Annotated in this window: 19 protein-coding genes and 4 tRNA genes; 7 read left to right on the top strand and 16 right to left on the bottom strand. The window is 64.4% G+C overall.

Features of this window, described 5'->3' with window-relative positions; translation table 11 throughout:
- Positions 1 to 11 precede the first annotated feature (11 nt).
- On the bottom strand, positions 12 to 2,729 hold the full coding sequence (gene aceE / locus G4D77_RS29820; RefSeq protein ID WP_016447107.1) for a pyruvate dehydrogenase (acetyl-transferring), homodimeric type: 2,718 nt from the start codon (positions 2,727 to 2,729) through the stop codon (positions 12 to 14).
- A 320-nt stretch (positions 2,730 to 3,049) separates the two neighbouring features.
- Here aceE and G4D77_RS29815 point away from each other — a divergent pair, with 320 nt between their 5' ends.
- From G4D77_RS29815 to G4D77_RS29790, 6 genes are all read left to right on the top strand, one after another.
- Positions 3,050 to 5,623 carry a PAS domain-containing sensor histidine kinase gene (locus G4D77_RS29815; RefSeq protein ID WP_016447108.1) on the top strand — a complete coding sequence of 858 codons (2,574 nt, stop codon included), beginning with the start codon at positions 3,050 to 3,052 and terminating at the stop codon, positions 5,621 to 5,623.
- Positions 5,620 to 6,270 (top strand): response regulator transcription factor, encoded by a 651-nt coding sequence (locus tag G4D77_RS29810; protein ID WP_012205807.1) that lies wholly within the window; start codon positions 5,620 to 5,622, stop codon positions 6,268 to 6,270. The genes G4D77_RS29815 and G4D77_RS29810 overlap by 4 nt, the downstream gene beginning before the upstream one ends.
- Before the next feature lie 89 nt (positions 6,271 to 6,359).
- A complete protein-coding gene (folD, locus tag G4D77_RS29805) occupies positions 6,360 to 7,214 on the top strand; it encodes a bifunctional methylenetetrahydrofolate dehydrogenase/methenyltetrahydrofolate cyclohydrolase FolD (protein ID WP_016451699.1) in 855 nt (284 codons plus the stop codon).
- A 75-nt stretch (positions 7,215 to 7,289) separates the two neighbouring features.
- Complete coding sequence (locus tag G4D77_RS29800) at positions 7,290 to 9,338, top strand: M3 family metallopeptidase (RefSeq protein ID WP_154834214.1); 2,049 nt, start codon at positions 7,290 to 7,292, stop codon at positions 9,336 to 9,338.
- A 208-nt stretch (positions 9,339 to 9,546) separates the two neighbouring features.
- Positions 9,547 to 10,236 (top strand): glutaredoxin family protein, encoded by a 690-nt coding sequence (locus G4D77_RS29795; protein WP_154834213.1) that lies wholly within the window; start codon positions 9,547 to 9,549, stop codon positions 10,234 to 10,236.
- A 42-nt stretch (positions 10,237 to 10,278) separates the two neighbouring features.
- Positions 10,279 to 10,653: a hypothetical protein gene (locus G4D77_RS29790; protein ID WP_223275203.1), complete on the top strand. Its 375-nt coding sequence runs from the start codon at positions 10,279 to 10,281 to the stop codon at positions 10,651 to 10,653.
- 30 nt (positions 10,654 to 10,683) lie between these two features.
- Here the strand turns inward: G4D77_RS29790 and rpiA are convergent, their stop codons facing one another.
- Positions 10,684 to 11,376, bottom strand: coding sequence for a ribose-5-phosphate isomerase RpiA (gene rpiA, locus G4D77_RS29785; RefSeq protein ID WP_154834212.1), 693 nt, complete (start codon positions 11,374 to 11,376; stop codon positions 10,684 to 10,686).
- A gap of 34 nt (positions 11,377 to 11,410) precedes the next feature.
- Here rpiA and G4D77_RS29780 point away from each other — a divergent pair, with 34 nt between their 5' ends.
- Positions 11,411 to 12,457 (top strand): quinone-dependent dihydroorotate dehydrogenase, encoded by a 1,047-nt coding sequence (locus G4D77_RS29780; protein ID WP_026062502.1) that lies wholly within the window; start codon positions 11,411 to 11,413, stop codon positions 12,455 to 12,457.
- Between the two features lie 84 nt (positions 12,458 to 12,541).
- Here the strand turns inward: G4D77_RS29780 and G4D77_RS29775 are convergent, their stop codons facing one another.
- The 14 genes from G4D77_RS29775 to iscU form a co-directional block, all read right to left on the bottom strand.
- Positions 12,542 to 12,913, bottom strand: a complete 372-nt coding sequence (locus G4D77_RS29775; RefSeq protein ID WP_016447115.1) for a hypothetical protein — start codon at positions 12,911 to 12,913, stop codon at positions 12,542 to 12,544.
- Between the two features lie 2 nt (positions 12,914 to 12,915).
- Positions 12,916 to 13,335: a phage holin family protein gene (locus G4D77_RS29770; protein ID WP_016447116.1), complete on the bottom strand. Its 420-nt coding sequence runs from the start codon at positions 13,333 to 13,335 to the stop codon at positions 12,916 to 12,918.
- An 8-nt stretch (positions 13,336 to 13,343) separates the two neighbouring features.
- Positions 13,344 to 13,655 (bottom strand): DUF883 domain-containing protein, encoded by a 312-nt coding sequence (locus G4D77_RS29765; protein ID WP_016447117.1) that lies wholly within the window; start codon positions 13,653 to 13,655, stop codon positions 13,344 to 13,346.
- Positions 13,656 to 13,856: 201 nt separating this feature from the next.
- Positions 13,857 to 14,957, bottom strand: a complete 1,101-nt coding sequence (locus tag G4D77_RS29760; RefSeq protein ID WP_154834211.1) for an NAD(P)/FAD-dependent oxidoreductase — start codon at positions 14,955 to 14,957, stop codon at positions 13,857 to 13,859.
- Between the two features lie 159 nt (positions 14,958 to 15,116).
- A tRNA-Val gene (locus tag G4D77_RS29755) sits at positions 15,117 to 15,191 on the bottom strand.
- 40 nt (positions 15,192 to 15,231) lie between these two features.
- Positions 15,232 to 15,306: transfer RNA gene (locus tag G4D77_RS29750), tRNA-Val, on the bottom strand.
- Between the two features lie 40 nt (positions 15,307 to 15,346).
- A tRNA-Val gene (locus tag G4D77_RS29745) sits at positions 15,347 to 15,421 on the bottom strand.
- A gap of 37 nt (positions 15,422 to 15,458) precedes the next feature.
- Positions 15,459 to 15,533, bottom strand: a tRNA-Val gene (locus tag G4D77_RS29740).
- A gap of 42 nt (positions 15,534 to 15,575) precedes the next feature.
- Entirely contained in the window at positions 15,576 to 16,292 is a 717-nt protein-coding gene (gene dnaQ / locus G4D77_RS29735; protein WP_016447119.1) for a DNA polymerase III subunit epsilon, read from the bottom strand.
- Positions 16,293 to 16,303: 11 nt separating this feature from the next.
- Entirely contained in the window at positions 16,304 to 16,642 is a 339-nt protein-coding gene (gene fdx, locus G4D77_RS29730; protein WP_013802212.1) for an ISC system 2Fe-2S type ferredoxin, read from the bottom strand.
- Between the two features lie 25 nt (positions 16,643 to 16,667).
- Positions 16,668 to 18,536: a Fe-S protein assembly chaperone HscA gene (gene hscA, locus G4D77_RS29725; RefSeq protein ID WP_154834210.1), complete on the bottom strand. Its 1,869-nt coding sequence runs from the start codon at positions 18,534 to 18,536 to the stop codon at positions 16,668 to 16,670.
- 84 nt (positions 18,537 to 18,620) lie between these two features.
- Complete coding sequence (gene hscB, locus G4D77_RS29720) at positions 18,621 to 19,139, bottom strand: Fe-S protein assembly co-chaperone HscB (RefSeq protein ID WP_016447121.1); 519 nt, start codon at positions 19,137 to 19,139, stop codon at positions 18,621 to 18,623.
- 116 nt (positions 19,140 to 19,255) lie between these two features.
- Positions 19,256 to 19,579, bottom strand: a complete 324-nt coding sequence (gene iscA, locus G4D77_RS29715) for an iron-sulfur cluster assembly protein IscA (protein WP_016447122.1) — start codon at positions 19,577 to 19,579, stop codon at positions 19,256 to 19,258.
- Position 19,580: 1 nt separating this feature from the next.
- Entirely contained in the window at positions 19,581 to 19,979 is a 399-nt protein-coding gene (gene iscU, locus G4D77_RS29710; protein ID WP_016447123.1) for a Fe-S cluster assembly scaffold IscU, read from the bottom strand.
- Positions 19,980 to 19,993: the final 14 nt, after the last annotated feature.

Genomic DNA, 19,993 nt, shown 5'->3' with positions numbered 1-19,993 from the left:
CCCGTTCTTACTCAGGCGTGCAGCGGGTTGATCTTGTCGGCCTTGATGCCGTACTTGGCGATCGCCTCGGCCACGGTGGTGGCGTTGATCTTGCCTTCTTCGGCCAGCGCGCGCAGTGCGGCGACCACGATGTAGTGGCGGTCCACCTCGAAGTGCTCGCGCAGCTTGCGGCGGAAGTCCGAACGGCCGAAGCCGTCGGTGCCCAGCACCTTGTAGGTGCGGCCCTTGGGCATGTAGGGACGGATCTGCTCGGCGTAGGCCTTCATGTAGTCGGTGGATGCGATCACCGGGCCATTGTGCGACTGCAGCTGCTGCGTGACGAAGGGCACCTTCTGCGTTTCCAGCGGATGCAGCAGGTTCCAGCGGTCGGCTTCCTGGCCGTCGCGGGTAAGTTCGTTGAAGCTGGGGCAGCTCCACACGTCGGCGGCAATGCCCCAGTCGGCCAGCAGCAGTTCCTGGGCGAAGAAGGATTCGCGCAGGATGGTGCCCGATCCCAGCAGCTGCACGCGCAGGCCGCTTTCCGGCACCTTCTGGCCGGGCTTGCACAGGTACATGCCCTTGATGATCTGCTGCTCGGTGCCGGGCGTGAGGCCGGGCATGGCGTAGTTCTCGTTGAGCAGCGTGATGTAGTAGAAGACGTTTTCCTGCTCCTGCACCATGCGGCGCAGGCCGTCCTGCATGATCACGGCGACTTCGTGGGCGAAGGTCGGGTCGTAGCTCACGCAGTTGGGAATGGTGTTGGCCAGGATGTGGCTGTGGCCGTCTTCGTGCTGCAGGCCTTCCCCGTTCAGCGTGGTGCGGCCCGAAGTGCCGCCCAGCAGGAAGCCGCGCGCCTGCATGTCGCCGGCCGCCCAGGCCAGGTCACCGATGCGCTGGAAGCCGAACATCGAGTAGTACACGTAGAACGGGATCATGATCCGGTTGCTCGTGCTGTAGCTCGTGGCTGCCGCGATCCAGCTGCTCATGCCGCCGGCTTCGTTGATGCCTTCCTGCAGGATCTGGCCGGCCTTGTCCTCGCGGTAGTACATCACCTGGTCCTTGTCGACCGGGGTGTACTGCTGTCCAGCGGGGTTGTAGATGCCGATCTGGCGGAACAGGCCTTCCATGCCGAAGGTACGTGCCTCGTCCACCAGGATGGGCACGACGCGTGGGCCGATTTCCTTGTCGCGCAGCAGCTGCGTCAGGAAACGCACATAGGCCTGCGTGGTCGAGATCTCACGGCCTTCGGGCGTGGCTTCGAGGATGGCCTTGAAGGTGTCCAGCGCAGGCGCCGTGAACTGCTCGCTGGCCTTGACGCGGCGGTGCGGCAGGTAGCCGCCCAGGGCCTTGCGGCGCTCGTGCAGGTAGCGCATTTCCGGCGTGTCGTCGGCCGGCTTGTAGAAAGGCAGGTCGGCGATCTGGCTGTCGGGAATCGGGATGTTGAAGCGGTCGCGGAAGGCCTTGATGTCCTCGTCGCCCAGCTTCTTGGTCTGGTGAACGGTGTTCTTGCCTTCACCGATCTTGCCCATGCCGAAGCCCTTGACGGTCTTGACCAGCAGCACGGTGGGCTGGCCCTTGTGCGAATTGGCCGCATGGAAGGCCGCATAGACCTTCTGCGAATCGTGGCCGCCGCGGCGCAGGTTCCAGATCTCGTCGTCGCTCATGTGCTCGACCATCTTCAGCGCGCGCGGATCGCGGCCGAAGAAGTTCTTGCGCACGTAGGCGCCGTCATTGGCCTTGAACGACTGGTAGTCGCCGTCGTTGCACTCGGCCATGATCTTCTTGAGCACGCCGTCCTTGTCCTTGGCCAGCAGCTCGTCCCAGCCCTTGCCCCACAGCAGCTTGATGACGTTCCAGCCGGAGCCGCGGAACTCGCCCTCGAGTTCCTGGATGATCTTGCCGTTGCCGCGCACCGGACCGTCCAGGCGCTGCAGGTTGCAGTTGATCACGAAGATCAGGTTGTCCAGCTTTTCGCGGGCGGCCAGGGAGATTGCGCCCAGCGACTCGACCTCGTCCATTTCCCCGTCGCCGCAGAAGACCCAGACCTTGCGGTTTTCGGTGTCGGCAATGCCGCGGGCGTGCAGGTACTTGAGGAAGCGCGCCTGGTAGATGGCCATCAGCGGGCCCAGGCCCATGGACACCGTGGGGAACTGCCAGAACTCGGGCATCAGCTTGGGGTGCGGGTAGCTGGACAGGCCCTTGCCGTCCACTTCCTGGCGGAAGTTCAGCAGCTGCTCTTCGGAGATGCGGCCTTCCAGATAGGCGCGGGCATAGATGCCGGGCGAGACGTGGCCCTGGATGTACAGGCAATCGCCACCGTGGTTTTCGTTTTCGGCGTGCCAGAAGTGGTTGAAGCCGGCCGCAAACATGTTGGCCAGCGAAGCGAAGGAGCCGATGTGGCCACCCAGGTCACCGCCTTCGGGTGGGTGCAGGCGGTTGGCCTTGACCACCATGGCCATGGCGTTCCAGCGCATGTAGGCGCGCAGGCGGCCTTCGATTTCCAGGTTGCCGGGACAGCGCGCTTCCTGCGAGGCCTCGATGGTGTTCACGTAGCCGGTGTTGGCCGAGAAGGGCATGTCCACGCTGTTCTGGCGTGCATGTTCGAGCAGGTCCTCGATCAGCTTGTGCGCATATTCGGCGCCTTCACGATCGATGACGGCCGACAGTGCGTCCATCCATTCGCGCGATTCTTGTTGGTCCAGGCCGGCGGGAACGCCTGCATTGCCTTGCGGGTCAGTCTGAGCTGTCATGGGAATGTCTCCTTGCAGAAGGTAGCGTCTTGGGGTCGAACCAGTGAGCGGCGCAGCGCGCCATCGCAGGCGGGTAGTTCACCACGCCTTGCGCGGCACAGACCCTGTCTGGCGAACTTGAAGATACCGATTCACTGCCTCAATGCTCGGCGAGTGTCGCATACTTTTTTCGAATTTCAAATGGTGCTTTTTGATTTCATAATTTGAAATTTTGCTGCAAACGCACATACAGTGAAGACCCCAAAGAACGTCGCCGAAGCGCCTGCGTGGCGACTCCAATACTCCTTAAAAACAGTCAGACTCTCCCCTACACTGGGCGCATGCAATCCTCCCCTTCCGAGCACGGCACGCACAGCCCTGCCCCCATGGCAGGCGTGGCCGCGCCAGTGCGCTGGTGGCGCAGCTGGTGGCGCAGTCTTTCCCCCACGCGCCAGGACCGCTTTGCGGCACTCGCCCCGCTGGCCGCCGTACTGATGTTCATGGCCGCCATCGTCGCGTCGTTCTGGTATCTGCGCATGGAGGAGATCGACCGCGAGAAGGAAGCGTTGCACCGCGACGTGGAATATGCCCAGCAGCGCGTGCGCCTGCGCCTGCTGGAGCGCCAGGAGCAACTGATGCGCATGGCGCGCGACATCAGCAACCACGATCTGGCCGAGTCCGATTTCGCCAGCCGCGCCGAAGCGCTCATCAGCCAGTATCCCGAACTGCAGTCCATCACCTGGATCGACTCCCAACGCCGCATTCTGGCCAGCCAGTCCGCCCCCACCGTGAGCAGCGACCAGTTGCGCATCCCCCGCGAGGTCCTGCGCGCCGGTGACGCCCTGGAGGCCTACCAGCTCGCGCGCGAGATGCAGCAGCCCATCTACGTGCAAGGCCTGGCCCACAAGGGCGAGGCCGCGCCGCTGCTGCAGCTGCATGTGCCGCTGGCGCAGGACGGCCGCTACATCGGCGAGCTGCTGGGCGAGTATTCCGTGGACAGCCTGCTGCGCTACGGCACGCCCACCGAAATCATGGCCCGCTATGCCATGACCATGCTCGACAGCCGGGGCCAGGTTCTGGCCGGCACACCGCTGACGCCGCGCAAGCAAAATGCCACCGACCTGCTGCGCTGGCGCACGGTGGCCAATGAGGACGAGGCTCCGGTCGCCCCCGTGGGCAACAGTCTGGTGCTGCGCGCACAGGCCTACCGCACCTCGCTGGGCGTGGTGGGCAGCGGCCTGTTCTGGCTGGTGGGCACGCTCAGCGCGATGACGGCATGGCTGCTGCTGGCCACCTGGCGCCACACGCGACGCCGCCAGCGCGCGCAGGAAGCCCTGGTTGCCGAAACCAATTTCCGCCGCGCCATGGAGAACTCGGTGCTCACCGGCATGCGCGCGCTGGACCTGCAAGGCCGCATCACCTACGTGAACGCCGCCTTCTGCCAGATGACGGGATGGAGCGAATCCGAACTCGTCGGCCAGATGCCGCCCTATTCCTACTGGCCCGACAACGACTATGACAACCTGCACTCCAAGCTGCGCGAGGAGCTGTCCGGCAAGACCATCGTCGGGGGCTTTCAGGTGCGCGTGCAGCGCAAGAACGGCACGCAGTTCGACGCGCGCCTGTATGTCTCGCCGCTGATCGACGCCCACGGCCAGCACACGGGCTGGATGTCGTCCATGACCGACATCACCGAGCCCAACCGCATCCGCGAGCAGTTGTCGGCCTCCTACGAGCGCTTCACCATCGTGCTGGAGGCGCTGGACGCCTCGGTGTCCGTCGCCCCGCTTGGCAGCGCCGAGCTGCTGTTCGCCAACAAGCTGTACCGGCAATGGTTCGGCTCGCAGACCGATGGCCATCTGCAGCTCGTCGCCCAGGCCGGCGTGCTGCCCGTGCGCTCTCAGCCGCAGGGCATGGACGATGAGGATGGCCTGATGGGCCTGCCCACCGACTCGCTGACCAGCGCACGCAGCGAGAACGCCGAGATCTATCTGCCCGAACTGGGCAAGTGGCTGGAAGTGCGCTCGCGCTACCTGAGCTGGGTGGACGGACGCCTGGCGCAGATGGTGATCGCCACCGACATCACGCCGCGCCGCCTGGCCGAGGAGCAGGCCGATCGCCAGGCCGAGCACGCCCAGTCCGTCAGCCGCCTGATCACCATGGGCGAGATGGCCTCCAGCGTGGCCCACGAACTCAACCAGCCGCTGACCGCCATCAGCAACTACTGCAGCGGCATGCTCACGCGCCTCGAAAAAGGCACGCTGACCGAGGAGCAGATGAAGTTCGCGCTGGAGAAGACCGCCCACCAGGCGCAGCGCGCGGGCCAGATCATTTTGCGCATACGCTCCTTCGTCAAGCGCAGCGAACCCAACCGCACCCTGGCCCAGGTCACCGACATGGTCAGCGAGGCGGTGGAACTGGCCGGCATCGAGCTGCGCCGCCGCAATGTACAGCTGACCTACCACGTGGCCGAGCGCATGCCGGCCATCATGGCCGACACCATCCTCATCGAGCAGGTGCTGGTCAACCTCATGAAGAACGGCGCCGAATCCATCGAGCAATCGGGCCGACCCAGCCACCAGCGCAACGTGGAACTGCGCGTGGTGCCGCGCACCATCGAGGACCAGCGCGTCATCGAATTCAACGTGCAGGACACCGGCAAGGGCTTGCCGCCCGAGGTGCTGGAGCGCCTCTTCGAGGCCTTCTTCACCACCAAGAGCGAAGGCATGGGCATGGGCCTGAATCTGTGCCGCAGCATTGTCGAGTCCCACCAGGGCCGTATGCGTGCCGAGAACCTCTACAATGGTTCCGAGGTTGTCGGCTGCCGATTTTCATTCTGGCTGCCGCTGGCCCCGCCGGGCGACGCGACAACGCCGGCAGCGACCATTGAACCCACAACAAGGACGATTGCATGAGCTTGATCCCCAAAAAAGGCACTGTGTACGTAGTTGATGACGACGAAGCGGTTCGTGATTCGCTGCAATGGTTGTTGGAGGGCAAGGACTATCGTGTGCGCTGCTTCGACTCGGCCGAGACCTTCCTCTCGCGCTACGACCCACGCGAAATCGCCTGCCTCATCGTCGACATCCGCATGGGCGGCATGACCGGCCTGGAACTGCAGGACCGACTGATCGAACGCAAGTCTCCCCTGCCCATCGTCTTCATCACCGGCCACGGCGACGTGCCCATGGCGGTGAACACCATGAAGAAGGGCGCACTGGACTTCATCCAGAAGCCGTTCAACGAGGAAGAACTGCTGAACCTGGTCGAGCGCATGCTGGACCATGCCCGCGAAGCCTTTGCCGGCCACCAGCAGGCCGCCAGCCGCGACGCCCTGCTGGCCAAGCTGACCAGCCGCGAAGCCCAGGTGCTCGAGCGCATCGTCGCCGGCCGCCTGAACAAGCAGATCGCCGACGATCTGGGCATCAGCATCAAGACCGTGGAGGCGCACCGCGCCAACATCATGGAAAAGCTCAACGCCAACACCGTGGCCGACCTGCTCAAGATCGCCCTGGGCCAGGGCCAGACCGCTGCGGCGGCCAAGGCGGCCGTCGCAGGATAAGCACCGACGCCATCCCCTGCTTTTTTCAAAGGGCTGCTAGCGCTTGACCAACAAGCCCTAGCAGCATTTTTATTTTGGTATCCACTGCAATGACAGCCCAACTCATCGACGGCAACGCCCTCTCCCGCCAACTGCGTGCCGAAGTCGCACAGCGCGCCACTGCCCTGAAGGCCCGAGGGACCACGCCCGGCCTGGCCGTGGTCCTGGTCGGCGACAACCCGGCCTCCCAGGTCTATGTGCGCAACAAGGTCAAGGCCTGCGAGGACGCAGGCTTTCATTCCGTGCTGGAGAAGTACGACGCCTCGATGACAGAAGCCGAACTGCTGGCCCGCGTCGAGGCGCTGAACAACGACCCCGACATCCACGGCATCCTGGTCCAGCTGCCGCTGCCCGCCCACATCGACGACCACAAGGTCATCGAGAACATCTCGCCGCTCAAGGATGTGGATGGCTTTCACGTAGCCAGCGCCGGCGCGCTGATGGTGGGCGAAGTCGGCTTCAAGGCCTGCACGCCCTATGGCTGCATGAAGATGCTCGAATCCATCGGCATGAAGGACCTGCGCGGCAAGCACGCCGTGGTCATCGGCCGCTCCAACATCGTCGGCAAGCCCATGGCCATGATGCTGCTGGCCGCCAATGCCACCGTCACCATCTGCCACAGCGGCACGGCGGACCTGGCCGCCATGACGCGCCAGGCCGACATCGTGGTCGCCGCCGTGGGCAAGCGCAATGTGCTGACCGCAGACATGTGCAAGCCTGGCGCCGTGGTCATCGACGTGGGCATGAACCGCAACGACGAAGGCAAGCTCTGCGGCGACGTGGACTTTGACGGCGTCAAGGAAGTGGCCGGCTTCATCACCCCCGTGCCGGGCGGCGTCGGCCCCATGACGATTACCATGCTGCTGGTCAACACCATGGAGGCGGCCGAGCGCGCCGCCGGCTGACCAGGAGCTGACAAGCATCGGGCGGCTCCCCGGGGAGCCGCTTGATTTCAATGCACCCGACGGCATCTGACACGCATGAGCAATCCCCTCCTCGAATCCTCCGACCTGCCCCTGTTCGATCGCATCCGCCCCGCCGACGTCGGCCCGGCCATCGACCATCTTCTGACCGGGGCCTGCGAGGCCCTGGAGACCGTCACGGCACCTGACTTCCCCGCGCGCTGGGATTCGATCTCCGCCGTGCTCGATGTCGCCACCGAGAAGCTGGGAACCGCCTGGGGCGCCGTCAGCCACCTCAACAGCGTGGCCGACACACCCGAGCTGCGCGCTGCCTACAACGAATCCCTGCCCAAGGTCACCGAGTTCTGGACGCGCCTGGGCGCCGACGAGCGGCTGTACGCCAAGTACAAGGCCATCGACCCTGCCACGCTCAACGTGGAGCAGCGCGCCGCCTGGGACCATGCCATGCGCAATTTCGTGCTGTCTGGCGCGGAGCTGCAGGGTGAAGCCAAGCTGCGCTTTGCCAAGATTCAGGAACGCTCGGCCGAACTCACGCAGAAGTTCAGCGAGAACGCGCTGGATGCCACCGATGCCTTTGCCTACTACGCCGCGGCCGATGAGTTGGACGGTGTGCCCCAGGACGTGTGCCAGGCCGCCCGTGCCGCCGCCGAAGCCGAAGGCAAGCAAGGCTTCAAGCTCACGCTGAAGATGCCCTGCTACCTGCCCGTGATGCAGTTCGCCACCAGCAGCGCGCTGCGCGAGAAGCTCTACCGCGCCTATGTGACACGCGCCTCCGACCAGGCAGAGGGCGATGCCCGCCGCTTCGACAACACGGCCAACATTTCCGAAATACTTGCCCTGCGCAAGGAAGAGGCGCAGCTGCTGGGCTACCGCAACTTCGGCGAGATCTCGCTGGTTCCCAAGATGGCGCATTCGCCGCAGCAGGTGATCGACTTCCTGCGTGACCTCGCGCACCGCGCCCGCCCCTATGCCGAAAAGGATGTCGCCGACCTGCGCAGCTTCGCACGCAAGGAACTGGGCCTGGCCGATCCCCAGCCCTGGGACTGGGCCTATATCTCCGAAAAGCTCAAGGAAGCGCGCTATGCCTTCAGCGAGCAAGAGGTCAAGCAATATTTCCCCGCCCCCAAGGTACTGGCCGGACTGTTCAAGATCGTGGAGACGCTGTTCGACGTGGCCATCCGCCGCGACGTGGCGCCGGTGTGGCATCCCGCTGTCGAGTTCTATCGCATCGAGCGCAGCACGCCGCAAGGCCCCCAACTGGTCGGCCAGTTCTACCTGGACCAGCCCGCACGTTCGGGCAAGCGCGGCGGCGCCTGGATGGACGATGTACGCACCCGCTGGCTGCGCCCCGACAGCCACAAGCTGCAGACGCCGGTCGCGCACCTGGTCTGCAACTTTGCCACCGGCGTTGACGGCAAGCCGGCCCTGCTCACGCACGATGACGTGATCACGCTGTTCCATGAGACAGGCCATGGCCTGCACCACATGCTGACCCAGGTCAACGAGCGCGATGTCTCGGGCATCGCGGGCGTGGAATGGGACGCGGTGGAACTGCCGAGCCAGTTCATGGAAAACTTCTGCTGGGAGTGGGAAGTGCTCAAGCACATGACCGCCCACGTGGACACGGGCGAGCCACTGCCGCGCGCACTGTACGACAAGATGATCGCGGCCAAGAACTTCCAGTCGGGCATGCAGACGCTGCGCCAGATCGAGTTCTCGCTGTTCGACATGCTGCTGCACACCGAGCACGATCCGAAGGCCGACATCATGCCGCTGCTGGCCCAGGTTCGCGCCGAAGTGGCCGTGCTGCCCTCGCCCGCCTACAGCCGCTCGGCCCATACCTTCAGCCACATCTTTGCAGGCGGCTACGCAGCGGGCTACTACAGCTACAAGTGGGCCGAAGTCCTCTCGGCGGATGCCTATGCGGCCTTCGAGGAAACCATGCTGGCCGATGGAACCCCCAACCCCGAGACAGGCCGCCGCTACCGCGAGGCCATTCTTGAAGCCGGCGGATCCCGCCCGGCGATGGAGTCGTTCAAGGCCTTCCGTGGCCGCGAACCCCAGCTGGACGCGCTATTGCGCCACCAGGGCATGGCCGAGGCCTGAGCCTGGCAACCAAGTCTGCAGCGCCCCGATGGGGCGCTTTTTCCTGGCCCGGCAACTCCACCGGATGCGCGCAGCCACATCCTGCGACTCCAGAAGATGGCCCAGGATGAATGGCACGCTATGCTTGCAGGCACTCCTGTGCGGGCATCCATCCGGCGAGTGGTCGCCGCCCCGGCACGAAACCCTTCTTCCGAAACCGAGATCGTCCATGCAGTCTTCTCCCAGCCTTGGCCACGGCGCCCTGCGCCACCTGATGCCATGCCTCGCCCTCGCCTGCCTTGCCGCCGCGCTGCCAGCCGCCGCACAGCAGGTCTACCGTATCGTCGGGCCGGATGGAAAAGTCACCTTCTCGGACCGCCCCGCCCAAAGCGCACAGCAGCAGGCAGCGCCCGCCGCCCAGGCAGTGGCGGGCGCCTCGGACAGCAACGCAGGCCTGCCCTATGCGCTGCGCCAGATTGCGAGCCGCTTTCCAGTGACGCTGTACTCCTCGTCCGATTGCACGCCTTGCGATAGCGCTCGTCAGTTGCTGCAGTCCCGGGGCATCCCCTATGCCGAGCGCCTGGTGCAGACCGAGGCGGACGCGGCAGCCCTGAACAAGCTCAGCGGGCAGACCGGACTGCCGTTTGCCACCATCGGCAAGCAGTTTCTGACCGGCTTCTCCTCCAGCGAATGGACGCAGTACCTGGATGCCGCAGGCTACCCCGCAAGCTCCCAGCTGCCTGCCCAGTACAAGCGGCCACCCGCGCAGCCCCTGACCACACCCAAGCCTGCCGCACCGACCGCATCAGCGCCCGCCGCAGCACCCACCGCCGAGGAGCAGGCAAACAGGCGCGCCCCCATACCCGCCCCCGCGCCTGGTGCACGCACCAGCGACAACCCCGCAGGCCTGAGCTTCTAGGCAGACACTGCCGCCGCCGTCAGGAGCCCGGCCGTGGATTCCATGCTGTCCGACGTGGCCTGGACCTTGGCCAGGCTGGGCATTCTTGTGGGCCTGCCTGCGCTCATCGGGTGGGTACTGGTGGCAAGGCCTTCGTGGCGAGAGCCGTTGCGGCTAACCTGCCTGGTGCTGGTGCCCTGCCTGATCACGCTGTGGTTCATGCATGACGGAGGCCTGGGCAATGGTCTCAACCGCCTGGCCTACTACATGACGACGGCTGGCTTCTTTGCCATCTACGCCGGGCTGGCGGCCGTCACCTGGCTCATTCAGCGCATCAAAAAACAGCGCACGCAAGCTTCATTGCGCGCGCTGTGTCTCGGTGGCATGGCCCTGCTCGTCTGGACCGCAGGCGCTGCGGTGTTCGAGAGCATCGGCTAGCAGCCGAGAGGCCAGGACCGGCTTCCTGCCTCAGTAGTCGAGCGTCTGCACGCCTTCAGGCGTGCCCAGCAGGCAGACCGATGCCTTCTGGTGCGCAAAAACGCCCACGGTGACCACGCCGGGCCACTGGTTGACCTCGGACTCAAAGGCCAGCGGCTCAGCAATCTTCAGGCCGCGCACATCAAGAATGTGCTGGCCGTTGTCCGTCACCAAAGGAGCGCCGTCCTTCATGCGGATCTCGGCCCGGCCACCCCTGGCCTCGAAACGCCGGGCAATCTGGGCAGCAGCCATGGGAATCACCTCCACCGGCAGCGGAAAGTCTCCCAGCACCTCGACGCGCTTGGAGGCATCGGCGATGCAGACAAAGCGCTCGGCCAGCGCCGCAACGATTTTCTCGCGCGTCAGTGCCGCGCCCCCTCCCTTGACCATGTAGCCCCGACCGTCGATCTCGTCGGCGCCATCGATGTATACCGACAGGCGGTCCACCTCGTTGGCATCCAGCACCTTGATGCCCAGCGCCTTCAGGCGCTCGGTGCTGGCCACGGAGCTGGACACGGCCCCAGGGATCTGGTCCTTGATGGTGGCCAGCGCATCGATGAACTTGTTGACCGTCGAGCCCGTGCCGACGCCGACGATTTCGCCGGGCGCTACGTAGGCCAGAGCGGCTTGCCCGACCAGGGCTTTGAGTTCATCTTGGGAAAAAGAGGCAGCAGATGTCGTCATGAGGGAAAATCCAGGTAATCCTTCGATTATCCCCATGTCTTTGATCCCCTACGCCCTGACCCGTCCCTTTCTCTTCGGCATGGACCCCGAATCCGCCCACGATCTCACGATGAACCTGATGGCAAAGGGGCAGAACACGCTCCTGCAGCAGGCCTGGGCCCAACCCATGGTGAGTGATCCCGTCGAGCTTGCCGGGCTCAGGTTCCCCAATCGCGTCGGCATGGCTGCAGGTCTGGACAAGAACGCACGCTGTATCGATGCGCTGGCCGCCATGGGCTTCGGCTTCGTCGAGGTAGGCACCGTGACTCCGCGCGCGCAGCCCGGCAACCCCAAGCCGCGCATGTTCCGCATCCCCGAACGCAATGCACTGATCAACCGACTGGGCTTCAACAACGAAGGCCTCGATGCCTTCCTGAGCAACGTCAAGCGCTCACAGGCCCGCGCCATGGGCAAGCCCATGCTGCTGGGGCTGAACATCGGCAAGAACGCCAGCACGCCCATCGAAGAAGCCACCAGCGACTACCTCAAGGCGCTCGATGGCGTCTACCCGCATGCCGACTACGTGACGGTGAACATCAGCTCGCCCAACACCAAGAATCTGCGTGCCCTGCAAAGCGACGAAGCGCTGGATGCCTTGCTGGGAGCGATTGCCGAGCGGCGCGAGCGACTGGCCACGCAGCACGGCAAGCGGGCGCCGGTGTTCGTGAAGATCGCACCCGACCTGGATGAGGAGCAGGTCGGCGTCATCGCCACCACGCTGCAGCGCCACGGCATGGACGGCGTGATTGCCACCAACACCACGATCAGCCGGGATGCCGTCAAGGGCCTGCTCCACGCCGAAGAAACGGGCGGCCTTTCCGGCGCGCCGGTGCTGGAGGCCAGCAACCAGGTCATCCGCCAACTGCGCTCTGCGCTGGGAAGCCGCTACCCCATCATCGGCGTGGGAGGCATTCTCAGCGGCGAAGATGCGGTCAGCAAGATCCGGGCGGGCGCCGATGTGGTCCAGATCTACAGCGGCCTGATCTATCGGGGCCCCTGCCTAGTACCAGAGGCCGCACGGGCCATCGCGCAACTGCGTTGACTGCCGCGTTATCCGCGTGCTGACCAAAGAAAACGCCCGGCATGCCGGGCGTTTTTTGTGCAAGAAGCCTTGCAAGGCCTTATCTCAGCCCCTGCGCTGCTGAAGGCGTGCCAGCAAAGGCATGAGTGTGGTGCCGATGCGGATCAGTTTGCGCGGCCCCATGACCAAGGCAGCGGCAGCCGCCACGCCCACGGCCACGGGGTGCAGACGCGCAAACGTTGCGACGCGCTCGATCAGCGGTGCATCCGGGCGCACGTGTGTGGCGGCACGGCTCAGCGCCCGGGCCTGGGCCACGGCCGCCGAGCGCGCCCTGAGGCGCTCGCGCTGCTGGGCAATGCGCTGCATCACCTGCTGCTGCTCCACGGTGGAAGTGGGCCACAGCGCCGCATTGGGGCCCGTGGGCCTGGGCGGCGCAACCTCGTCGCGGGATTGGGAAGCGTTGGAAGCATTGACCATGGTTACAGCCTCTTCTTCAGCGCCTGCCAGTCCTGGCTCAGCTCGTTGCGGGTGAGGATGAAAGGGCGTGCCAGGCGTCGTACGGCCGCAAGCAACTGCCACAAGGCAATTGCAAGGATAGCCAGCCAGCCGCCAAACAGCAGCCAGGCCACCATCACGCGGTGCTCGGTGTCCCAGAACTGCACCAGCACCGCCACGGACAGCATGAGCATGACCACGACGCTGAGTCCGGCCAGCGCGATCAGCAGCACGACCACGGTCTGCATGCTGCGCTTGTGCTGGACCCATTCAAGCCGAGCCAGGTCGGTACGGTCCTCGGCGGCAATGGCCAGCTCGATCACGGCAGCACGCCAGCGCGCCACCCAGGCATCCAAACCCAGAAGGGAAATCCAGTTCACAGGCATCCTTTTCTGGTCAGGCATGCCGTTGATCAGCGACGGCCCAGCATGAAGCCCAGCAAGGCGCCCACAGCCAGGGCTGCGCCAGCCACACGCCACGGCTCGTCGTGGGCATAGCGATCCGCCGCATAGGCGGCATCCTTGGCTTGGCGGGCCGCTTCCTGCGCGGCGCGCACAGCCGAGTCACGCACATTGGACATGCCGTCATCGATGCGCTGGCGCAGCATGTGGATTTCCGGCACGGCATCCAGCTCCTTGGCAGACAGCAGGCCACGCAGGTCGCTGACCAGTTTTTCAAGATCGGCTTGCGCGGTGGAGACGGTTTCAGTGATCGACTTCGTCATGATGAGCCTTTCTATTGAGGTGAAAACAAATACAGCGGGGAGCAGGCAATCATGTCGCCCGATACCTGTCACGCAACATGGGCAGGCCCTTGTTACATGCAAGCATCTTATCCAATTGTTCCCTGGCTTCCGGGAAGCGAGGGGGCCTGAGCCTTGTCAGACAAGGCCTGCCGTGGCCGTGTGTCGTGGACCGGCAGACCATCAGGCCAGCAACTTCGCCACATGTGCGCCGATGGCCAGGCAGCTGGTCAGCCCCGGCGATTCGATGCCCAGCAACTGCACCACGCCCGCAACGCCATGGACCTGCGGTCCCTGGATCGTGAAGTCTGCCGCCGCCTCGCCAGGACCGCTGATCTTGGGACGGATGCCAGCGTAGCCGGGCACCAGCGCGCCATCGGCCAGGGCCGGCCAGTACCGGCGGATCTCTGCATAGAAGGCGTCGGCGCGCGCTGGATCGACCTGCAGATCGCTTGCGCTTTCCACCCACTGCACATCGGGGCCGAACTTGGCCTGTCCACCCATGTCCAGCGTGAGATGCACGCCCAGACCTGCAGCCTCGGGCACGGGATAGATGAGGCGCGAGAACGGCGCGCGCCCGGACAGTGTGAAATAGTTGCCCTTGGCATAGAAGGCGCGTGGAACCAACTGCTGCGGAAAGCCTTGCAGGCGCGCCGCCAGCAACGGGGCATTCAGGCCTGCCGCATTGACCAGGCTACGCGCCTGCAGCTGCGTGCCATCGGCGGTGCGCAGCCACACGCCGCCAGACGTGGCAGCGGCCTCCTGCACCTCGGCATGGCAGACCACCATGCCGCCTGCGTTTTCGAGATCGCCCTGCAGAGCCAGCATCAGGCCGTGGCTGTCGATGATGCCGGTGCTGGGCGAATGCAGTGCCGCCACACACTGCAGCGCAGGCTCCAAGGCCCGTGCCTCGGGGCCATCCAGCCAGCGCAGGTCATTGACGCCATTGGCCTCGGCCTTGCGCGCAATGGCCTGGAGCTGGCCGCGCTGCGCCTCATCCGTTGCCACGATGAACTTGCCGCAGCGCTGGTGGGCAACGCCGCGTTCCTCGCAATAGGCATAGAGACGCTGGCGGCCTTCGACGCAAAACCGGGCCTTCAGCGAACCCTGGGGATAGTAGATGCCGGCATGGATGACCTCGCTGTTGCGCGAACTGGTGCCCGTACCAATGGCTTCAGCTGCCTCCAGCACCATGACTTCCCTGCCCTGCAACGCCAGGGCCCTGGCCACGGCCAGCCCCACGACGCCCGCCCCCACCACCACGCAATCGACCTGCTCGCTCATCCTGCCTGCCCTTTCGTCGTTCAGCCACTGATTATCAGACCGCGCCAGATACGAATACGCCGCAGATCACCGGGCTGCACTGGAATATCCAGGACCTGGAACAAATGGGAGCAACCAAAACGGAAAAGCCCTCCTGAACAAGTTTCAGGAGGGCTTGAATGGTGGGTGATACATGGATCGAACATGTGACCCCTGCCGTGTGAAGGCAGTGCTCTACCGCTGAGCTAATCACCCGTGAAGCACGGCTGCGAGGCCATGCTTCCTTGGAAAAAATTGGTGGGTGATACATGGATCGAACATGTGACCCCTGCCGTGTGAAGGCAGTGCTCTACCGCTGAGCTAATCACCCATGAAGCATGGCTGCGAGGCCATGCTTCCTTGGAAAAAACTGGTGGGTGATACATGGATCGAACATGTGACCCCTGCCGTGTGAAGGCAGTGCTCTACCGCTGAGCTAATCACCCATGAAGCCGGCTGTGAAGCCCGCTTCCCTGGAAAAACTGGTGGGTGATACATGGATCGAACATGTGACCCCTGCCGTGTGAAGGCAGTGCTCTACCGCTGAGCTAATCACCCATATGTCGTTACTGCGACAAGACTTAGATTATGTCATAACTTCTAGGACTGATTTTCGAAGCTGCGCCAAATTGTCTTGCCGCCGCTCGATTTATCCATCTGCACCATCACGTCCTCGTGCGCGGCCAGCTCCTGATCATTGGCGCTCACCACGCGCAGCCTGAAGCTGCGCAGATCGACCTGCGCGACCACCAGGCCGCCCTCGGACTGGGCCGGCTCCTCCACCATCAGCAGGGCCTCCTGGCCTCGCGTGAGGTTGATGTAGACATCGGCCAGCAGTTCCGCATCCAGCAAGGCGCCGTGCAGCGTGCGCCCGGAGTTGTCCACTTCCAGACGGTCGCACAGCGAATCCAGCGAGTTGCGCTTGCCTGGGAACATTTCCTTGGCCATGACCAGGGTGTCGATGACGCCGCTCACGCACTGCCTGATCGGCGGGCGGTTGGCAAGCTCCAGCTCCTTGTTCAGGAATCCCAGATCGAAAGGCGCGTTGTGAATGATGAGTTCAGCGCCTTGCAGATACTCCCAGATCTCATCGACCTTTTGCTCGAAGCGAGGCTTGTCCTTGAGGAACTCGGTGGTGATGCCGTGCACGCGCAGCGCGTCCGGATGGCTGTCGCGCCCCGCATTGAAGTACAGATGCAGGTTGTTGCCGGTCAGCTTGCGGTTGACCATCTCCACGCACCCCAGCTCGATGAGCCGGTCGCCGTTGTCGGCGGACAGGCCCGTGGTTTCCGTGTCGAGAATGATTTGACGCGACATGTGCTGGGTCCTCAGTGGTTTTCCTTGGCGTGGTTGAGCGAGTACTTGGGAATCTCGATGGTCACGTCCTCGCGCGCCAGGATGGCCTGGCAGGACAGGCGGGACTGCGGCTGCAGGCCCCATGCGCGGTCCAGCAGGTCTTCTTCCTCTTCCTCGGCCTCGTTCAACGAGTTGTAGCCTGCCTTGACCACCACGTGGCAGGTGGTGCATGCACAGCTCATGTCGCAGGCGTGCTCGATCTTGATGTTGTTGTCCAGCAGTGCCTCGCAGATGGAGGTGCCGGCAGGCGCCTCGATTTCGGCACCCTGGGGACAGTATTCGGCGTGGGGAAGTATTTTGATAACGGGCATGGCGGATCTGCGTTCGGATCAGAAATCAGGAAAGGGATTGCACGCTCTTGCCGGCCAGGGCCTGCTGGATGCTGCGGTTCATGCGCTCGGCGGCAAAGGACTCCGTGCCCTTGGCCAGCGCCTGTGTTGCGGCCTCGATGACGGCAGCATCCTCGGAGCCCACGCTGGCGCGCAGGGCGTCGACCAGCGCGTCGATGGCTGCGCGCTGGTCTGCAGCCAGCACATCGCCATCGGCCTGCAGCGCGCTCTCCGTGGCCATGAGCATGCGGTCGGCATCGACACGCGCCTCCACCAGAGCGCGCGCCTGAATGTCCTGCTGGGCCGTGGCAAAGCCGTCCTGCAGCATGCGGGCGACCTCGTCGTCCGAGAGGCCGTACGAGGGCTTGACATGGATATGCGCCTCGACGCCGCTGATCTGCTCCTTGGCACCCACCGACAGCAGGCCGTCGGCATCCACGGTGAAGGTCACGCGGATGCGGGCCGCGCCGGCTGCCATGGGCGGGATGCCGCGCAGTTCGAAACGCGCCAGGCTGCGGCAGTCCGCCACAAGATCGCGCTCACCCTGCACCACATGAATGGCCAGGGCCGTCTGCCCGTCCTTGTAGGTGGTGAAGTCCTGGGCGCGGGCCGTGGGAATGGTCTCGTTGCGCGTGATGATGCGCTCCACCAGACCGCCCATGGTCTCCACACCCAGCGACAGGGGAATCACATCCAGCAGCAGCATGTCGCCGCTGGAACTGTTGCCCGCGAGTTGATTGGCCTGAATGGCAGCGCCCAACGCCACGACTTCATCGGGATTGAGGTTGACGAGAGGATCGCGGCCAAAGAACTGGGCCACTGCCTCGCGCACCTGGGGCATGCGGGTGGAACCACCGACCAGGACCACGCCCTGCACCTCGTGGCGCGTCAGGCCAGCGTCCTTGAGTGCGCGGCGCACCGCCGCCAGCGAGCGCGCCGTCAGATGGGCCGTGCTCGCATCGAAGTCGCCACGCTTGACATCGAAATGCACAGTGCCGGTGGACAGCTCTGCCGTGAACGTGGCGGCCTGAGCATCCGTCAATGCCTGCTTGCAAAGGCGTGCCGCCATGCGCCAGCGGGCCTTGTCCTCGGCGGTCTGCGGAACCACGCCGGTCTGCTGGGCCACCCACTCAGCCAGTGCCGCATCGTAGTCATCGCCACCCAAGGCCGAGTCCCCCCCCGTGGAGACGACCTCGAACACACCCTGGGACAGGCGCAGGACCGAAATATCGAAAGTGCCGCCACCCAGATCGTAGACGGCGTAAACGCCTTCGGAGCCGTTGTCCAGGCCATAGGCAATGGCGGCAGCCGTGGGCTCGTTGATCAGCCGCAGCAGGTTGATGCCGGCGAGCTTGGCCGCATCCTTGGTGGCCTGGCGCTGCGCGTCGTCAAAGTAGGCTGGCACGGTGATGACCGCGCCATGGATGTCGTCGTTGAAGGTGTCCTCGGCGCGAAAGCGCAGCGTGGCCAGGATCTCGGCGCTGACTTCCACGGGGGTCTTCGTGCCATCGATGGTCTCGATCCCGATCACGCCACGACCGGCTTCTTGCTCAGCAAAGCGGTAAGGCAGCTTCTCCGGCGCGTCGATGTCCGCCAGCGTGCGGCCCATGAAGCGCTTGGCCGAGGCGATGGTGTTGCCCGCATCGGTGGACAGCGCCGCCTGCGCGGCGTAGCCGATCTCGCGGCGCCCCTGGGGCAGATAGCGCACGACGGAAGGCAGCAGTACCTGGCCCTGATCATCCGGCAGGCATTCGGCCACGCCATTGCGGACTGCGGCGACCAGCGAATGGGTGGTGCCCAGGTCGATACCCACGGCAATGCGTCGCTGGTGGGGATCGGGGGACTGACCGGGTTCGGAAATCTGCAAAAGCGCCATGGAAATACTCGGGGAAATTGCAGGTCCGGGCCGGCCGGCCTGCCTTGTGAATAAGGGACTCTCGTGGGAGGTTCGGGTCGCGGACTATTGTCCCAGTTGATCGCGGCGACGCTCTATGTCCTGCGCAAATCGCGCAACAAACATGAGGGCTCTGACCTGCTGCACGGCCGCCTGGGCATCGTGCAGTTCATCGAGCTGGCGGCCGCATTCGGCCAGCATGCTCTTTCTGGCCTGCGACACTTCGCCGTCCAGCGCGTCCAAGGCGGCCTCGTCCTGCGCATCGTCCAGCGCCTCGCGCCATTCCATCTGCTGCATCAAAAAGGCGGTGGGCATGGAGGTGTTGTCCTCGGCACGCACGGGTGCACCCAGCAATTCGCAAAGATAGGCTGCTCGCCTGAGCGGCTCTTTCAGCCGTTGATAGGCCTCGTTGATGCGTACCGACCATTGCATGGCCACACGCTGCGCAGCTGCGCCCTGCGAGGCAAAGCGGTCAGGATGGGCCTCGCGCTGCAACTCCTTCCAGCGCGCGTCAATGGTGCTGCGCTCCTGCGCAAATTGGCGCGGCAGCGCAAACAGCTCGAAATCGTCCGATTGCAGGTTCATGTCGATAAAAAGCCGCCAGCACCGAAGCGATGGCGGCCTCTTGAGGGAGTAGAAAAGTCAGGGCCTGCCGGGCACGCCGCCAGGCCACCAGAGCCTGGCCCCCCGGCAAATGCCGGTCAGATGCGAAAGCTCTCGCCGCAGCCGCAGCGATCGCGCTCGTTGGGGTTGTGGAACTTGAAGCCTTCGTTCAAGCCTTCACGCACGAAGTCCAGTTCCGTGCCATCGATATAGGCCAGACTCTTGGGGTCGACCAGCACCTTGATGCCGTGGTCCTCGAAGATCACATCCTCGGGCAACTGTTCGTCCACATACTCCAGCTTGTAGGCCAGGCCGGAGCAGCCCGTGGTCTTGACCCCAAGGCGCACGCCGATGCCCTTGCCGCGGCGCGACAGGTAGCGGCTCACATGGCGGGCCGCGGACTCGGTCAGCGAGATCGCCATATCAGGCGGCCACCACCGCAGTGCGCTTGGCACGGTAGTCGTCCACTGCGGCCTTGATGGCGTCTTCGGCCAGGATGGAGCAGTGCACCTTGACGGGAGGCAGGGCCAGTTCTTCGGCGATCTGGCTGTTCTTCAGCGCAGCCGCTTCATCCAGCGTCTTTCCCTTGACCCACTCGGTCACCAGCGAAGACGAGGCGATTGCCGAACCACAGCCATAGGTCTTGAAACGGGCATCTTCAATGACGCCGGTTTCAGGGTTGACCTTGATCTGCAGCTTCATCACGTCGCCACAGGCAGGCGCGCCGACCATGCCGGTGCCCACCGATTCGTCGCTCTTATCGAACGAACCCACGTTGCGGGGGTTTTCGTAGTGGTCTACCACTTTGTCGGAATAAGCCATGATGTCTACCTCTT

Origin of the sequence: Delftia sp. WY8, from assembly GCF_018437695.1 — a bacterium.
GTDB classification, from domain to species: Bacteria; Pseudomonadota; Gammaproteobacteria; order Burkholderiales; family Burkholderiaceae_C; genus Comamonas; species Comamonas tsuruhatensis.
The sequence above is the reverse complement of the archived record's forward strand: the minus strand, read 5'-3'. Positions and strand labels throughout refer to the sequence as shown.

Bases quoted from the DNA above. Each gene is read 5' to 3' on its own strand.
- hscB (WP_016447121.1), bottom strand. From the start codon at position 19,139: ATGAACCTGCAATCGGACGATTTCGAGCTGTTTGCGCTGCCGCGCCAA.
- G4D77_RS29780 (WP_026062502.1), top strand. From the start codon at position 11,411: ATGTCTTTGATCCCCTACGCCCTGACCCGTCCCTTTCTCTTCGGCATG.
- dnaQ (WP_016447119.1), bottom strand. From the start codon at position 16,292: ATGTCGCGTCAAATCATTCTCGACACGGAAACCACGGGCCTGTCCGCC.
- G4D77_RS29775 (WP_016447115.1), bottom strand. From the start codon at position 12,913: ATGGTCAATGCTTCCAACGCTTCCCAATCCCGCGACGAGGTTGCGCCG.
- G4D77_RS29815 (WP_016447108.1), top strand. From the start codon at position 3,050: ATGCAATCCTCCCCTTCCGAGCACGGCACGCACAGCCCTGCCCCCATG.
- iscA (WP_016447122.1), bottom strand. From the start codon at position 19,579: ATGGCGATCTCGCTGACCGAGTCCGCGGCCCGCCATGTGAGCCGCTAC.
- G4D77_RS29770 (WP_016447116.1), bottom strand. From the start codon at position 13,335: ATGCCTGACCAGAAAAGGATGCCTGTGAACTGGATTTCCCTTCTGGGT.
- G4D77_RS29800 (WP_154834214.1), top strand. From the start codon at position 7,290: ATGAGCAATCCCCTCCTCGAATCCTCCGACCTGCCCCTGTTCGATCGC.
- iscU (WP_016447123.1), bottom strand. From the start codon at position 19,979: ATGGCTTATTCCGACAAAGTGGTAGACCACTACGAAAACCCCCGCAAC.
- G4D77_RS29765 (WP_016447117.1), bottom strand. From the start codon at position 13,655: ATGACGAAGTCGATCACTGAAACCGTCTCCACCGCGCAAGCCGATCTT.
- rpiA (WP_154834212.1), bottom strand. From the start codon at position 11,376: ATGACGACATCTGCTGCCTCTTTTTCCCAAGATGAACTCAAAGCCCTG.
- fdx (WP_013802212.1), bottom strand. From the start codon at position 16,642: ATGCCCGTTATCAAAATACTTCCCCACGCCGAATACTGTCCCCAGGGT.
- G4D77_RS29795 (WP_154834213.1), top strand. From the start codon at position 9,547: ATGCAGTCTTCTCCCAGCCTTGGCCACGGCGCCCTGCGCCACCTGATG.
- aceE (WP_016447107.1), bottom strand. From the start codon at position 2,729: ATGACAGCTCAGACTGACCCGCAAGGCAATGCAGGCGTTCCCGCCGGC.
- folD (WP_016451699.1), top strand. From the start codon at position 6,360: ATGACAGCCCAACTCATCGACGGCAACGCCCTCTCCCGCCAACTGCGT.
- G4D77_RS29760 (WP_154834211.1), bottom strand. From the start codon at position 14,957: ATGAGCGAGCAGGTCGATTGCGTGGTGGTGGGGGCGGGCGTCGTGGGG.
- hscA (WP_154834210.1), bottom strand. From the start codon at position 18,536: ATGGCGCTTTTGCAGATTTCCGAACCCGGTCAGTCCCCCGATCCCCAC.
- G4D77_RS29790 (WP_223275203.1), top strand. From the start codon at position 10,279: ATGCTGTCCGACGTGGCCTGGACCTTGGCCAGGCTGGGCATTCTTGTG.
- G4D77_RS29810 (WP_012205807.1), top strand. From the start codon at position 5,620: ATGAGCTTGATCCCCAAAAAAGGCACTGTGTACGTAGTTGATGACGAC.